The sequence below is a fragment of the Leclercia pneumoniae genome (assembly GCF_017348915.1).
Lineage (GTDB): Bacteria > Pseudomonadota > Gammaproteobacteria > Enterobacterales > Enterobacteriaceae > Enterobacter > Enterobacter pneumoniae.
Genome location: NZ_CP071383.1, coordinates 554,408 through 568,287, shown reverse-complemented (window position 1 = coordinate 568,287; position 13,880 = coordinate 554,408). Strand labels below are relative to the sequence as shown.

At 58.2% G+C, this 13,880-nt stretch carries 13 protein-coding genes; 11 read left to right on the top strand and 2 right to left on the bottom strand.

Features of this window, described 5'->3' with window-relative positions:
* Positions 1 to 25 precede the first annotated feature (25 nt).
* Positions 26 to 1,690: a methyl-accepting chemotaxis protein gene (gene tsr / locus JZ655_RS02655; RefSeq protein WP_207292937.1), complete on the bottom strand. Its 1,665-nt coding sequence runs from the start codon at positions 1,688 to 1,690 to the stop codon at positions 26 to 28.
* Between the two features lie 86 nt (positions 1,691 to 1,776).
* On the bottom strand, positions 1,777 to 2,217 hold the full coding sequence (gene hpaR, locus JZ655_RS02650; RefSeq protein ID WP_207292936.1) for a homoprotocatechuate degradation operon regulator HpaR: 441 nt from the start codon (positions 2,215 to 2,217) through the stop codon (positions 1,777 to 1,779).
* 270 nt (positions 2,218 to 2,487) lie between these two features.
* On the opposite strand from hpaR, the gene hpaG reads away from it, so the two are divergent.
* From hpaG to JZ655_RS02595, 11 genes are all read left to right on the top strand, one after another.
* A complete protein-coding gene (gene hpaG / locus JZ655_RS02645; protein ID WP_207292935.1) occupies positions 2,488 to 3,765 on the top strand; it encodes a 4-hydroxyphenylacetate degradation bifunctional isomerase/decarboxylase in 1,278 nt (425 codons plus the stop codon).
* The gene (gene hpaE, locus JZ655_RS02640; protein ID WP_046886500.1) at positions 3,762 to 5,228 is read left to right on the top strand and encodes a 5-carboxymethyl-2-hydroxymuconate semialdehyde dehydrogenase; all 1,467 of its coding nucleotides are present in this window, start codon (positions 3,762 to 3,764) and stop codon (positions 5,226 to 5,228) included. The genes hpaG and hpaE overlap by 4 nt, the downstream gene beginning before the upstream one ends.
* Before the next feature lies 1 nt (position 5,229).
* Complete coding sequence (hpaD, locus tag JZ655_RS02635; RefSeq protein WP_040077310.1) at positions 5,230 to 6,081, top strand: 3,4-dihydroxyphenylacetate 2,3-dioxygenase; 852 nt, start codon at positions 5,230 to 5,232, stop codon at positions 6,079 to 6,081.
* Positions 6,082 to 6,090: 9 nt separating this feature from the next.
* The gene (locus JZ655_RS02630; RefSeq protein ID WP_040077311.1) at positions 6,091 to 6,471 is read left to right on the top strand and encodes a 5-carboxymethyl-2-hydroxymuconate Delta-isomerase; all 381 of its coding nucleotides are present in this window, start codon (positions 6,091 to 6,093) and stop codon (positions 6,469 to 6,471) included.
* A gap of 129 nt (positions 6,472 to 6,600) precedes the next feature.
* Positions 6,601 to 7,404 carry a 2-oxo-hept-4-ene-1,7-dioate hydratase gene (gene hpaH, locus JZ655_RS02625; RefSeq protein WP_015572593.1) on the top strand — a complete coding sequence of 268 codons (804 nt, stop codon included), beginning with the start codon at positions 6,601 to 6,603 and terminating at the stop codon, positions 7,402 to 7,404.
* Between the two features lie 9 nt (positions 7,405 to 7,413).
* On the top strand, positions 7,414 to 8,211 hold the full coding sequence (hpaI, locus tag JZ655_RS02620) for a 4-hydroxy-2-oxoheptanedioate aldolase (RefSeq protein ID WP_046886498.1): 798 nt from the start codon (positions 7,414 to 7,416) through the stop codon (positions 8,209 to 8,211).
* A 21-nt stretch (positions 8,212 to 8,232) separates the two neighbouring features.
* Positions 8,233 to 9,579 (top strand): 4-hydroxyphenylacetate permease, encoded by a 1,347-nt coding sequence (gene hpaX / locus JZ655_RS02615; RefSeq protein WP_207292934.1) that lies wholly within the window; start codon positions 8,233 to 8,235, stop codon positions 9,577 to 9,579.
* Positions 9,551 to 10,477 (top strand): 4-hydroxyphenylacetate catabolism regulatory protein HpaA, encoded by a 927-nt coding sequence (gene hpaA, locus JZ655_RS02610; RefSeq protein ID WP_207292933.1) that lies wholly within the window; start codon positions 9,551 to 9,553, stop codon positions 10,475 to 10,477. The genes hpaX and hpaA overlap by 29 nt, the downstream gene beginning before the upstream one ends.
* 177 nt (positions 10,478 to 10,654) lie before the next feature.
* A complete protein-coding gene (hpaB, locus tag JZ655_RS02605) occupies positions 10,655 to 12,217 on the top strand; it encodes a 4-hydroxyphenylacetate 3-monooxygenase, oxygenase component (protein ID WP_033144556.1) in 1,563 nt (520 codons plus the stop codon).
* Between the two features lie 17 nt (positions 12,218 to 12,234).
* Positions 12,235 to 12,747, top strand: coding sequence for a 4-hydroxyphenylacetate 3-monooxygenase reductase subunit (locus JZ655_RS02600; RefSeq protein ID WP_207292932.1), 513 nt, complete (start codon positions 12,235 to 12,237; stop codon positions 12,745 to 12,747).
* Between the two features lie 205 nt (positions 12,748 to 12,952).
* Positions 12,953 to 13,840: a helix-turn-helix transcriptional regulator gene (locus JZ655_RS02595; RefSeq protein WP_207292931.1), complete on the top strand. Its 888-nt coding sequence runs from the start codon at positions 12,953 to 12,955 to the stop codon at positions 13,838 to 13,840.
* The last annotated feature ends 40 nt before the right edge of the window (positions 13,841 to 13,880 follow it).

Below are 13,880 nucleotides of genomic sequence, written 5' to 3'. Positions count from 1 at the left end.
GCCCCGGAACGGGGCGCGTGGTTTATCAGAAGGTTTCCCAGTTGTCGCCAGCATCAGCGGTTGCGGTTTTACGCGCCATCGCCGGGGCAGCAACAGGTTTCAGCGACGCGTTAGCGCGCGCTTTCTGCTGCTCCTGCTGAATGCGGAAGACCGCTACGGCCTGCGTCAGACGGCTCGCCTGCTCTTCCAGCGCGGCGGCGGCGGCGGCGGACTCCTCCACCAGCGAGGCGTTCTGCTGAGTCACACGATCCATCTCCGCAACGGCCAGACCTACCTGGTCGATACCGCGGCTCTGCTCATCAGAGGCCGAGGCAATTTCGCCCATGATGTCCGTAACGCGGGTCACGGCATTAACGATTTCACCCATGGTTTCACCGGCGCTCTCTACCAGGGTAGAGCCCAGATCCACGCGGCTCACGGAGTCTTCAATCAGACTCTTGATCTCACGCGCGGCCTGCGCACTGCGCTGGGCCAGGTTACGTACTTCGCCAGCAACAACCGCAAAACCACGGCCCTGCTCGCCCGCACGCGCCGCTTCAACGGCGGCGTTGAGCGCCAGGATGTTAGTCTGGAAGGCAATGCCGTCGATCACGCTAATGATGTCGGCAATTTTTTGCGAACTACCGGCAATATCACGCATGGTCTGCACCACGTTATCCACCACTTTGCCGCCTTTCTGCGCGGTTTCAGAGGCGCTCAATGCCAGATGGCTCGCCTGACGGGCGTTCTCGGCGTTCTGCTTCACGGTGGCGGTCAGCTCTTCCATGCTGGCGGCGGTCTCTTCCAGAGAAGCGGCCTGCTGTTCAGTACGGGAAGAGAGATCGTTGTTACCCATGGAGATTTCGCTCGCGCCGCTGTAAATCGCGTTCGCGCCATTACGCACGTCGCCGACGGTACGCACCAGCTCACCCTGCATATGACGCAGCGTTTCAGCCAGCTGACCCATCTCGTTAGTCCCTTCCACATCGATGCGCTTCACCAGATCGCCGCTGGCGATATGACGAATGCTGTCGATCAGACGGTTCATCGGGGAGATCAGGGCCTGACGGATACCCAGCCACACGCCAACAATCACCACCAACACCGCAACCAGAATGCTAATCAGCACCCAAATCGCCTGGCTGTAAGAGCTGTTGCTGTCATCCACCGCAGTCTGGTACAGCTTGTCGTTCTGCTGCAGGTAGTTAACGTACTCTTTCTCGAAAGCGTCCTGATAACCCTGAGTCGGCTGGTCAAAGAATTCGTTAATTTTACCCGCGCCCAGCAACTGGATCAGCTCGGCCAGTGCGCCATGATAGATGTCGTAGTTACGTTTAATTTCCAGCGCTGCGGCGTCGTTCTGACGCGGGTCGCGCGGCAGAGCTTCGTAGTCAGCCCAGTTTTTTTCCGCCTGCTTCAGGGAAGCCGCAGCAATCTGCATCAGATCGTTCACGGTCGCGCCGCTGCCGATATTATTCTGATCCATCATGTAGCGGATACCCGCACGGTTCAGGGTATTACGGGTTTGCAGCAACGCGCCCCAACTGCCGTTAAGCGTGGATTGTTGCTGACGAATGGTTTGCAGAACGGTGAAGTTTTCTTTGTCATGCTTCAGGGCATTAAAGAAAAGACCACCGGATGTGAGTTGTAAAAGGCCAAAAATAGCCAATACTATCAACAAGCTAGTAACAATCTTAATACGATTTAACATTTTTTCTCTTTCCACCAGACAGATAACAGAATTTTCGGCCTGGTAAGGGAAAACTTTACGAAAATCGTCCTGATCGTTTGCAGAATTTACTCTTCATCCTGCCTGGCGGAGCGCTGCTGACCCAGCGCAATAAACTCCCGCAATAGTCCGGTCAACTGCTGCATCTTCTCTGCGGTAAATTCCGCCTCGATCTGCTGATACACCTCTTCCACTTCGGCCTGGGCGTGGGCGTACAGCGCCTGCCCCTCTTTGGTAAGCGAAACATAGAGTTTGCGCTGGTCATTCACCGGTTTTAATCGCAACACCAGCCCTACGCTCTCCATCCGGGTGAGGATGCCGGTCAGGCTGGGGCGCAGAATGCAGGTTCGAAAGGCGAGATCGTGGAAATCCATATTCGGGTTTTCAGCCAGCACGCGCACGATGCGCCACTGCTGCTCCGTCAGATTATGGCGTTTGACGATGGGGCGAAACCAGGCCATCGCCGCTTCCCTGGCCTGAAGCAAAGCAATGGTGAGTGAGTTGTGCATAGCACCTCCCTTAAAATCATTAACAAGCTAACAATCGTCTCCGACGGACTCTGACTGCCGCCTTCACGTGAAGAAAAAAGTCTACCAGAAAACAGATAAAAACATTAACTCACTGTATATAAACACAATTATTATAAATATGTAAATTTATTGTTATTGATATCACAAATATTTCACTTCCGTTTGCCAATGTCCGAACGAAAGCCTAAAACCTATTCATTAATATATTAACGAACTCAAAACCGGGCAACAGAGCCTGAGGAGAGAGCAATGAAAGGTACGGTTTTCGCAGTCGCCCTCAACCACCGCAGCCAGCTTGCCGCCTGGCAAGAGAAATTTGGACAGCCCCCCTACAACACACCGCCTAAAACAGCGGTATGGTTTATCAAACCGCACAATACGGTGATTCAGGCCGGTGAGCCGATCCCCCACCCCGCCGGTGAAAAGGTGCTGAGCGGGGCGACGGTTGCGTTGATTGTTGGCAAAACCGCCAGCCGCGTGCGGGTAGACGAGGCGCAGCACTACATCGCCGGTTATGCGCTGGCGAACGACGTGAGCCTGCCGGAAGAGAGCTTTTACCGCCCGGCCATCAAGGCGAAATGCCGCGACGGCTTTTGCCCGCTCGGTGAACTGGCCGACGTTGATAATATCGATAACCTGAACATCATCACCGAAATCAATGGCCGCGAAGCTGACCACTGGAACACCGGCGATCTCGAGCGCAATGCCGCCGAACTGCTGAGCGCCCTGAGCGAATTCGCCACCCTCCAACCCGGTGACGCCATTCTGCTGGGTACCCCGCACACCCGCGCCGAGATCCGTCCCGGCGATCGCGTGCGCATTCTGGCTGAAGGTTTCCCGCCGCTGGAAAACCCGGTAGTGGATGAGCGCGACGTCGCCATTACACCGGCCACCCCCCCGCATGCCACGCTGTTTGCCCTCGGGCTGAATTACGCCGATCACGCCAGCGAACTGGCCTTCACCCCGCCCACCGAGCCGCTGGTGTTTATTAAAGCGCCGAACACCCTTAACGGTGATAACCAGACGTCGGTGCGCCCGAACAACGTCGAGTACATGCACTATGAGGCGGAGCTGGTGGTGGTCATCGGCAAAACCGCGCGTAAGGTCAGTGAGGCCGACGCGATGGACTTTGTTGCGGGCTACACCCTCTGCAACGATTACGCCATCCGCGACTATCTCGAAAACTACTACCGCCCCAACCTGCGGGTGAAAAGCCGCGACGGGCTAACGCCGATCGGCCCGAACATCGTGCCGAAAGCCGCCATTCCCGATCCGCACAACCTCACCCTGCGCACCTTCGTCAACGGCGAACTGCGACAGGAAGGCACGACGGCAGATCTGATCTTCAGCATCCCGTTCCTGATCGCGTATCTGAGTGAATTTATGACCCTGCAGCCGGGCGACATGATTGCCACCGGCACGCCGAAGGGACTCTCCGACGTGGTCCCGGGCGATGAAGTGGTGGTGGAAGTGGAAGGCGTAGGTCGCCTGGTCAACCGGATTGTCAGCGAGGAGACAACAAAATGAAAAAGATAAACCATTGGATCAACGGCAAAAACGTGGCGGGTAGCGACTACTTCCACACCACCAACCCGGCCTCCGGAGAGGTCTTAGCGGAAGTGGCCTCCGGCGGTGAAGCGGAAATCCATCAGGCGGTCGCCGCCGCGAAAGAAGCCTTCCCGAAATGGGCCAACCTGCCGATGAAAGAGCGCGCGCGCCTGATGCGCCGGCTGGGGGAGCTGATCGACGAGAACGTCCCGGCGATCGCCGCCATGGAGACCGCCGACACCGGCCTGCCGATCCACCAGACCAAAAACGTACTGATCCCACGCGCCTCGCACAACTTCGAGTTCTTCGCCGAGGTGTGCCAGCAGATGAACGGCAAAACCTATCCAGTCGATGACACCATGCTCAACTACACCCTGGTGCAGCCGGTGGGCGTGTGCGCGCTGGTCTCGCCGTGGAACGTGCCCTTTATGACCGCCACCTGGAAGGTCGCGCCGTGCCTGGCGCTGGGTAACACTGCGGTACTGAAGATGTCTGAACTCTCCCCGCTGACCGCCGACCGCTTAGGCGAGCTGGCGCTGGAGGCGGGTATCCCGGCGGGGGTGCTGAACGTGGTGCAGGGCTATGGCGCGACGGCCGGCGATGCGCTGGTGCGCCATCACGACGTGCGTGCCGTCTCGTTCACTGGCGGCACCGCCACCGGGCGCAACATCATGAAAAACGCCGGGCTGAAAAAATACTCAATGGAGCTGGGCGGCAAATCGCCGGTGCTGATTTTTGACGATGCCGACATCGAACGCGCCCTGGACGCTGCCCTGTTCACCATCTTCTCGATCAACGGCGAGCGCTGCACCGCCGGTTCGCGCATTTTCATTCAGCAGAGCATCTACCCGGAATTTGTTAAACGCTTCGCCGAACGCGCCAGCCGCCTGCGGGTGGGCGACCCGACCGATCCAAACACCCAGGTTGGCGCGCTGATTAGCGCCCAGCACTGGGAAAAAGTCTCCGGCTATATCCGCCTCGGTATTGAGGAAGGGGCGACCCTGCTGGCGGGCGGGCCGGATAAACCCACCGATCTGCCTGCGCACCTGAAAGGCGGCAACTTCCTGCGCCCGACGGTGCTGGCGGATGTCGATAACCGGATGCGGGTGGCCCAGGAGGAGATCTTCGGGCCGGTGGCCTGCCTGCTGCCGTTTAAGGACGAAGCGGAAGGGCTGCGCCTGGCCAACGACGTGGAGTACGGCCTGGCGTCGTATATCTGGACCCAGGACGTCAGCAAAGTGCTGCGCCTGGCGCGCAACATCGAAGCGGGCATGGTGTTTGTCAACACCCAGAACGTGCGCGACCTGCGCCAGCCGTTTGGCGGCGTGAAGGCCTCCGGCACCGGGCGCGAGGGCGGCGAGTACAGCTTTGAAGTGTTCGCCGAGATGAAAAACGTCTGCATCTCGATGGGCAACCATCCGATTCCAAAGTGGGGTATCTGATATGGGCACCTTAGCGTTAGCGGCAAAAATCACCCACGTGCCGTCGATGTACCTTTCCGAACTGCCGGGCAAAAACCACGGCTGCCGCCAGTCGGCCATTGACGGGCATAAAGAGATCAGCAAGCGCTGCCGCGAGCTGGGGGTCGATACCATTATCGTCTTCGACACCCACTGGCTGGTGAACAGCGCCTATCACATTAACTGTGCGGACCATTTTTCCGGCGTCTACACCAGCAACGAGCTGCCGCACTTTATCCGCGACATGACCTACGACTACGACGGCAACCCGGAACTCGGGCAGTTGATCGCCGACGAGGCGGTGAAGCTCGGCGTGCGCGCCAAAGCGCACAACATCCCGAGCCTGAAGCTGGAGTACGGCACGCTGGTGCCAATGCGCTACATGAACGCGGATAAGCACTTCAAAGTGGTTTCCATTTCGGCGTTCTGCACCGTTCACGATTTTGCCGACAGCCGCAGGCTCGGCGAGGCCATCGTCAGCGCCATCGAAAAATATGACGGCACCGTGGCGGTACTTGCCAGCGGCTCACTCTCGCACCGCTTCATCGACGACCAGCGCGCGGAAGAAGGGATGAACAGTTACACCCGCGAGTTTGACCGTCAGATGGACGAGCGCGTGGTCAAGCTGTGGCGCGAGGGCCAGTTCAAAGAGTTTTGCAGCATGCTGCCGGAATACGCCGATTACTGCTACGGCGAGGGCAACATGCACGACACGGTGATGCTGCTGGGGATGCTCGGCTGGGACAAATACGACGGCAAAGTGGAGTTCCTCACCGAGCTGTTCGCCAGCTCCGGTACCGGTCAGGTTAACGCCGTTTTCCCGCTGCCCGCGTAAGGAGCCATCATGCCGCACTTTATTGCTGAATGTACCGACAACATCCGCGAGCAGGCCGACCTGCCGGGGCTGTTTGCCAGGGTGAACGCGGCGCTGGCCGCCACGGGTATCTTTCCGATCGGCGGTATCCGCAGCCGCGCCCACTGGCTGGACACCTGGCAGATGGCCGACGGGAAACACGATTATGCCTTCGTGCACATGACGCTGAAGATTGGCGCGGGGCGCAGCCTGGAAAGCCGTCAACAGGTGGGCGAGATGCTGTTTGCGCTGATTAAAGACCATTTCGCCGGGCTGATGGAAGCACGCTATCTGGCACTGTCGTTTGAAATAGAGGAGCTGCATCCGACGCTCAATTACAAGCAAAACAACGTGCACGCGTTGTTTAAATAATAGCGGCACAGCCAGTCCCCTCTCCCTTTGGGAGAGGGTTAGGGTGAGGGGATAGCTCTGAGGCCTGACGCCCTCACCCCGGCCCTCTCCCACAGGGAGAGGGAGAAAACAATACAACAGGATATCGCCATGCTCGACAAACATACCCACACCCTGATCGCCCACCGCCTGCATCAGGCGGAACAGTCCCGGGAGCAGATCCGCGCGATCTCGCTGGAGTATCCGGAGATCACCATAGAAGACGCCTACGCTGTTCAGCGCGAATGGGTGAGCCTGAAAATTGCCGAGGGCCGCGTGCTGAAGGGCCATAAGATCGGTCTGACCTCCAAAGCGATGCAGGCCAGCTCGCAGATTAGCGAGCCGGACTATGGCGCGCTGCTGGACGATATGTTCTTCCACGATGGCAGCGACATCCCCGTCGATCGCTTTATCGTCCCGCGCATTGAAGTGGAGCTGGCCTTCGTGCTGGCAAAACCCCTGCGCGGCCCAAACTGCACGATCTTCGACGTCTACAACGCCACGGACTACGTGATCCCCGCCCTGGAACTGATCGACGCCCGCTGTCACAACGTTGATCCTGAAACCCAGCGCCCGCGCAAGGTGTTCGACACCATCTCCGATAACGCCGCCAACGCGGGGGTGATCCTCGGCGGCCGCCCAATTAAGCCCGACGAACTAGATCTGCGCTGGATCTCCGCTCTGCTCTATCGCAACGGCGTCATCGAAGAGACCGGCGTCGCCGCAGGCGTGCTTAACCACCCGGCGAACGGGGTGGCGTGGCTGGCGAACAAGCTCGCGCCGTACGACGTTCAGCTTGAACCCGGCCAGATCATCCTCGGCGGCTCCTTTACCCGCCCGGTTGCCGCCAGCCGGGGCGACACCTTCCACGTGGACTACGGCAACATGGGGTCCATCAGCTGCCGCTTTGTCTAGGAGACGACTATGCAAAACGCATTCAAAACGGCACTGAAAGCCGGAACACCGCAAATCGGTTTGTGGCTGGGACTGACCAGCAGCTACAGCGCGGAACTGCTGGCGGGCGCAGGCTTCGACTGGCTGCTGATCGACGGAGAGCACGCCCCGAACAGCGTGCAGACGGTTTTAACCCAGCTGCAGGCCATCGCCCCCTATGCCAGCCAGCCGGTGGTACGCCCGTCATGGAACGATCCGGTGCAGATCAAACAGCTGCTGGACGTGGGGGCGCAAACGCTGCTGGTGCCGATGGTGCAGAACGCCGACGAAGCCCGTCTGGCGGTGAGCGCTACCCGCTATCCGCCTGCGGGTATCCGTGGGGTCGGCAGCGCGCTGGCGCGGGCATCACGCTGGAACCGCATCCCGGATTACCTGCAACAGGCCAACGACGCCATGTGCGTACTGGTGCAAATCGAAACTCGCGAGGCGCTGAAAAACCTGCCGCAGATCCTCGACGTGGAAGGCGTCGACGGCGTGTTTATTGGCCCGGCAGATCTCAGCGCCGACATGGGTTTTGCTGGTAACCCGCAACACCCCGAGGTGCAGGCCGCCATCGAACGGGCCATCGCGCAAATCCGCGAGGCGGGGAAAGCCCCCGGCATTCTGATGGCGAACGAGGCGCTGGCAAAACGCTATCTCGAGCTCGGGGCGCTGTTCGTCGCGGTTGGCGTCGACACTACTCTACTCGCCCGCAGCGCCGAAGCGCTGGCCGCACGCTTTATCGATAAACCGGTTACGTCAGTAAATAACAATAAATCCGTCTACTAAAGGTAAGATCAGGAGCGCAGCATGACGACCTCTACCCTGCAAGATGAAAAAGCCGTTGAACATCGTGCCATTAACAAGCTGTTCCGTCGTTTGATCGTGTTTCTCTTTATTCTGTTTGTCTTTTCCTTCCTTGACCGCATCAACATCGGCTTTGCCGGGCTGACGATGGGCAAGGATCTGGGCCTGACCTCTACCATGTTTGGCCTGGCCGCCACGCTGTTTTACGTCACCTATGTCCTGTGCGGGATCCCGAGCAACATCATGCTGGCGAAGGTAGGTGCGCGCCGCTGGATCGCCAGCATCATGGTGGTATGGGGCATCGCCTCCACCTGTACGATGTTCGCCACCAGCCCGGAAACCCTCTACGGCCTGCGCATGCTGGTGGGGATTGCCGAAGCCGGCTTCCTGCCGGGGATCCTGGTCTATCTTACCTGGTGGTTCCCGGCATACCATCGCGCCCGCGCCAACGCGCTGTTTATGATCGCTATGCCGGTCACCATGATGCTCGGCTCGATCCTCTCCGGCTATATTCTGGCGATGGACGGCTTGTGGAACCTGAAAGGCTGGCAGTGGCTGTTCCTGCTGGAGGGGCTGCCCTCCGTGGTGCTCGGGGTGGTGACCTGGTTTTATCTTAACGACACACCGGACCAGGCGAGCTGGCTGGACGAGGACGAAAAGCGGGCGCTGAAAACAATGATCGCCCGTGAGCAGGAGCTGGCCATTGCGCACCCTTCCACCCCGCGCTCGACGCTGCGCGAGGTGTTAACCCCGGCGGTGCTGCTCTACACGCTGGCCTACTTCTGTCTGACCAACACCCTGAGCGCCATCAACATCTGGACGCCGCAGATCCTCCAGAGCTTCAACACTGGCAGCAGCAATATCGTGATCGGCCTGCTGGCGGCGATCCCCCAGTTCTGTACCATCCTCGGGATGATCTGGTGGAGCCGCCGCTCCGACAGGCTAAAAGAGCGAAAAAAGCACACCATCCTGCCGTACCTGTTCGCCGCGGCGGGCTGGATGCTGGCCTCCGCAACGGATCACGGCCTGATCCAGCTGCTTGGCATCATTATGGCCTCAACCGGATCCTTTACCGCTATGGCGATCTTCTGGACCACCCCGGATCGGGTCATTAGCCTGCAGTCCCGGGCGGTGGCGCTGGCGGTGATCAACGCCATCGGTAACGTCGGATCGGCCGTCAGTCCGCTGCTGATCGGCATTCTGCGCGACGCGACCGGCAGCTTTAGCTCAGGTTTGTGGTTTGTCGCCGGGCTGCTGGTGGTTGGCGCGCTCGTGCTGACCCGTATTCCGATGACGCAGCAGGATCAACAGAGGAACGACCATGTGCCAGAGCCCTATCGCCAACATTGATATCAGCAAAGAGTATGACGAAAGCCTGGGCACCGACGATGTGCACTATCAGTCGTTTTCTCGCATGGCGGCCTTCTTTGGCCGCGACATGCAGGCGCACCGGCACGACCAGTATTTTCAGATGCACTTTCTCGATACTGGACAGATTGAGCTGCAGCTTGACGATCACCGCTACTCGGTGCAGGCCCCGCTGTTTGTCCTCACGCCGCCGTCTGTGCCACATGCGTTCATCACCGAATCGGACAGCGACGGCCACGTGCTGACGGTACGCGAGGATCTGATCTGGCCGCTGCTGGAGGTGCTCTATCCCGGCACCCGGGAGGCGTTCGGCCTGCCGGGGATCTGCCTCTCGCTGGCCGATAAACCGGACGAGCTTTTGGCGCTAAAACACTACTGGCAGTTGATAAAGCGCGAATCCACCGCGCAGCTGCCCGGCCGCGAGCATACGCTGGTACTTTTAGCCCAGGCGGTCTTTACGTTGCTGCTGCGCAACGCGAAGCTCGACGACCATGCTTCAAGCGGCATGCGGGGCGAGCTAAAGCTTTTCCAGCGCTTTACCCAGCTGATTGACGCGCATTACCACCAGCACTGGACGGTGCCGGAATACGCCAGCGAGCTGCATCTCACCGGATCGCGCCTGACGGATATCTGCCGCCGCTTCGCCAACCGCCCGCCAAAACGGCTGATCTTCGACCGTCAGCTGCGCGAGGCCAGACGGCTGCTGCTTTTTTCCGACAGCGCGGTGAACGAGGTGGCCTGGAAGCTCGGCTTTAAAGACCCGGCCTATTTTGCTAGATTTTTCAATCGGTTAGTTGGGTGTTCACCGAGCGCGTATCGGGCGCAGAAAGTACCGGTTACCCCTCACCCCGGCCCTCTCCCCAAAGGGGAGAGGGTGTAACTGTTCCCTTTGGGGAGAGGGTTAGGGTGAGGGGACAGCGATCACAAAACCCGATCTCACCCGAAAAGTACCCGCCGTTGTCCCAATCGTCCCTTCACGTTCCCTCCCTCTCAAGCTTCAATTAAACAACAAAAACAAAACATAAATTTAACAAACATCTTCCGATACGAGGTCCCTATGAAGCCTGAAGATTTCCGCGCCGATGCCAAACGCCCGCTCACCGGCGAAGAGTATTTAAAAAGCCTGCAGGATGGCCGCGAGATTTATATCTACGGCGAACGCGTTAAAGACGTCACTACCCATCCGGCATTTCGTAACGCGGCGGCGTCTATCGCACAGATGTACGACGCGCTGCACAAGCCTGAGATGCAGGATACCCTCTGCTGGGGCACCGACACCGGCAGCGGCGGTTACACCCACAAATTCTTCCGGGTGGCGAAAAGCGCCGATGACCTGCGCCAGCAGCGTGATGCCATCGCCGAGTGGTCCCGCCTGAGCTACGGCTGGATGGGCCGCACGCCTGACTACAAAGCGGCTTTCGGCTGCGCGCTGGGGGCTAACCCGGCGTTCTACGGCCAGTTCGAGCAGAACGCCCGTAACTGGTACACCCGCATTCAGGAGACCGGCCTGTACTTTAACCACGCCATCGTCAACCCGCCGATCGACCGCCACAAACCGGCGGACGAGGTTAAAGATGTCTACATCAAGCTGGAGAAAGAGACCGACGCGGGGATCATCGTCAGCGGCGCGAAAGTGGTGGCAACCAACTCGGCGCTGACCCACTACAACATGATCGGCTTTGGCTCCGCACAGGTGATGGGCGAAAACCCGGACTTCGCGCTGATGTTCGTCGCGCCGATGGATGCCGAGGGCGTGAAGCTGATCTCCCGCGCCTCCTACGAGATGGTGGCCGGTGCCACCGGCTCGCCGTATGACTATCCACTCTCCAGCCGCTTCGACGAGAACGATGCGATCCTGGTGATGGATCATGTGCTGATCCCGTGGGAGAACGTGCTGATCTACCGCGATTTCGATCGCTGCCGCCGCTGGACCATGGAGGGAGGATTTGCCCGCATGTACCCGCTGCAGGCCTGCGTACGTCTGGCGGTGAAGCTCGATTTCATCACCGCCCTGCTGAAAAAATCGCTGGAGTGTACCGGCACCCTAGAGTTTCGCGGCGTGCAGGCCGATCTTGGCGAAGTAGTGGCCTGGCGCAACATGTTCTGGGCATTGAGCGACTCCATGTGCTCGGAGGCGACCCCGTGGGTCAACGGTGCGTACCTGCCGGACCACGCGGCGCTCCAGACCTACCGCGTGATGGCCCCAATGGCCTACGCCAAAATCAAAAATATTATTGAGCGCAACGTCACCAGCGGCCTGATCTACCTGCCGTCCAGCGCCCGGGATCTCAACAACCCGCAGATCGACCAGTATCTGGCGAAGTACGTGCGTGGCTCCAACGGTATGGATCACGTCGAGCGCATCAAGATCCTGAAACTGATGTGGGATGCCATCGGCAGCGAATTCGGTGGCCGCCACGAGCTGTATGAGATCAACTACTCCGGCAGCCAGGATGAGATCCGCCTGCAGTGCCTGCGCCAGGCGCAAAGCTCCGGCAACATGGACAAGATGATGGCGATGGTCGACCGCTGCATGTCCGAGTACGACCAGCACGGCTGGACCGTGCCGCACCTGCACAACAACTCCGATATCAACATGCTGGACAAGCTGCTGAAATAACGCAGCGGGAGGTTTCAATGCAATTAGATGAACAACGCCTGCGTTTTCGCGACGCGATGGCCAGCCTGTCGGCGGCGGTCAACATTGTCACCACTGAGGGTGAGGCGGGACGCTGTGGCATTACCGCGACGGCGGTCTGCTCGGTTACTGATACGCCACCGTCCGTAATGGTGTGCCTCAATGCCAATAGCGCCATGAACCCGGTCTTTCAGGGTAACGGCAAACTGTGCATTAACGTGCTAAACCATGAACAGGAGCTGATGGCCCGCCACTTCGCCGGGATGACTGGCATGGCGATGGAAGAGCGGTTCAGCCTCTCCTGCTGGCAGAAAGGGCTGCTGGGTCAGCCGCTACTAAAAGGGGCGCTGGCAAGCCTTGAAGGCGAAATCAGCCAGGTACAGACCATCGGTACCCATCTGGTCTATCTGGTGGTGATCAAAAATATTGTCCTGGCTGAAGAGGGCCACGGGCTCATCTACTTTAAACGCCGTTTCCACCCGGTCATGATGGCACTGGAAGCCGCGCTTTAACCCTCTCTGCGCTGGCATTCTTTGATGACCAGCGCAAAATTTCCTCTCTTTTCCTCTCCTGCACAAAAAGCATTAATGTTTATCGCAAATCACGCCGTTATATATATCCATAAGAGAAATTTTCATGTCATTGACACGGCTGACATATTTTGTCAGCAGCGTGGGCATAATTCACAGCAATGCTTTAGTTTACGGGAACTTTATTATGACAATTCCGAGCAGGAGTCGATCAGCGGAGAGGCTGGTCGATATTCTGATGGAGCTGCATTTACACGGTGTGGTTAGCCGACATGCCCTGATGCACAAATTTAATATTACTGAGCGGACAGTCTATCGGGACCTCAATGCGCTCTCCCCTATTGTTGAACATACCGGAGGCGGACAATACCGCTTAATCCACGCAGTACAAAACTCAGCCGGACAGGGGTTGCACCACACCATCGCTAACTTCCTGAATGCCGATAGCTTTTTTCCGGACAGAGGCACGGAGTTCTGGCAAAAACTGGAGTCACGCGTCGACGAGAGTTATATTCAAATCCTTAACAATGATGCCGAACATTCGGTCGAAAACGATATCCGACGATATTTACCGTCGATTGAGAAATCGATTAAAAATCGTAATGTTTGCAAGATCGTTTATAAAGACAAAAATCGTACTGTTCACCCCTATAAACTGATTAACAAAAAGAACATCTGGTATTTGCAGGCGACTGAAAATGGCCGTTTGAAATCGTTTTCTTTAAGCCAGATTAAATGGCTCGATATTCAGAATGCCACTTTTAGCCCTGAAGAACACGCGATAGCGCTGCTGGAAAAGAACCTTAGCCCGTGGGTTGCGGAAGATACTTTCGAAGTGAAAATATTTATTAACAATACTATCTCGCACTACTTTCGCCGCCGCAATTTGCTGCCGCAGCAAGAGATTCTGGAAGATCACGCTCAGGGCACCACTATTCGCTGCATGGCGGCACACGAGAATCAGATCCTGCCGCTGATTTTCTACTGGCTGCCCAATATTCAGGTACTGGAGCCCGCGTGGCTTAAGCAAAAGATGGTCAAAACGCTGGAGAGCTACCTGACGCCCGAAACCTGACCCGCAGGCTGCGTGATCCTTATCACACTCTCTCCTTCCC

Coding starts and splice junctions, on each gene's coding strand:
- tsr (WP_207292937.1), bottom strand. CDS start 1,690: ATGTTAAATCGTATTAAGATTGTTACTAGCTTGTTGATAGTATTGGCT.
- hpaR (WP_207292936.1), bottom strand. CDS start 2,217: ATGCACAACTCACTCACCATTGCTTTGCTTCAGGCCAGGGAAGCGGCG.
- hpaG (WP_207292935.1), top strand. CDS start 2,488: ATGAAAGGTACGGTTTTCGCAGTCGCCCTCAACCACCGCAGCCAGCTT.
- hpaE (WP_046886500.1), top strand. CDS start 3,762: ATGAAAAAGATAAACCATTGGATCAACGGCAAAAACGTGGCGGGTAGC.
- hpaD (WP_040077310.1), top strand. CDS start 5,230: ATGGGCACCTTAGCGTTAGCGGCAAAAATCACCCACGTGCCGTCGATG.
- JZ655_RS02630 (WP_040077311.1), top strand. CDS start 6,091: ATGCCGCACTTTATTGCTGAATGTACCGACAACATCCGCGAGCAGGCC.
- hpaH (WP_015572593.1), top strand. CDS start 6,601: ATGCTCGACAAACATACCCACACCCTGATCGCCCACCGCCTGCATCAG.
- hpaI (WP_046886498.1), top strand. CDS start 7,414: ATGCAAAACGCATTCAAAACGGCACTGAAAGCCGGAACACCGCAAATC.
- hpaX (WP_207292934.1), top strand. CDS start 8,233: ATGACGACCTCTACCCTGCAAGATGAAAAAGCCGTTGAACATCGTGCC.
- hpaA (WP_207292933.1), top strand. CDS start 9,551: ATGTGCCAGAGCCCTATCGCCAACATTGATATCAGCAAAGAGTATGAC.
- hpaB (WP_033144556.1), top strand. CDS start 10,655: ATGAAGCCTGAAGATTTCCGCGCCGATGCCAAACGCCCGCTCACCGGC.
- JZ655_RS02600 (WP_207292932.1), top strand. CDS start 12,235: ATGCAATTAGATGAACAACGCCTGCGTTTTCGCGACGCGATGGCCAGC.
- JZ655_RS02595 (WP_207292931.1), top strand. CDS start 12,953: ATGACAATTCCGAGCAGGAGTCGATCAGCGGAGAGGCTGGTCGATATT.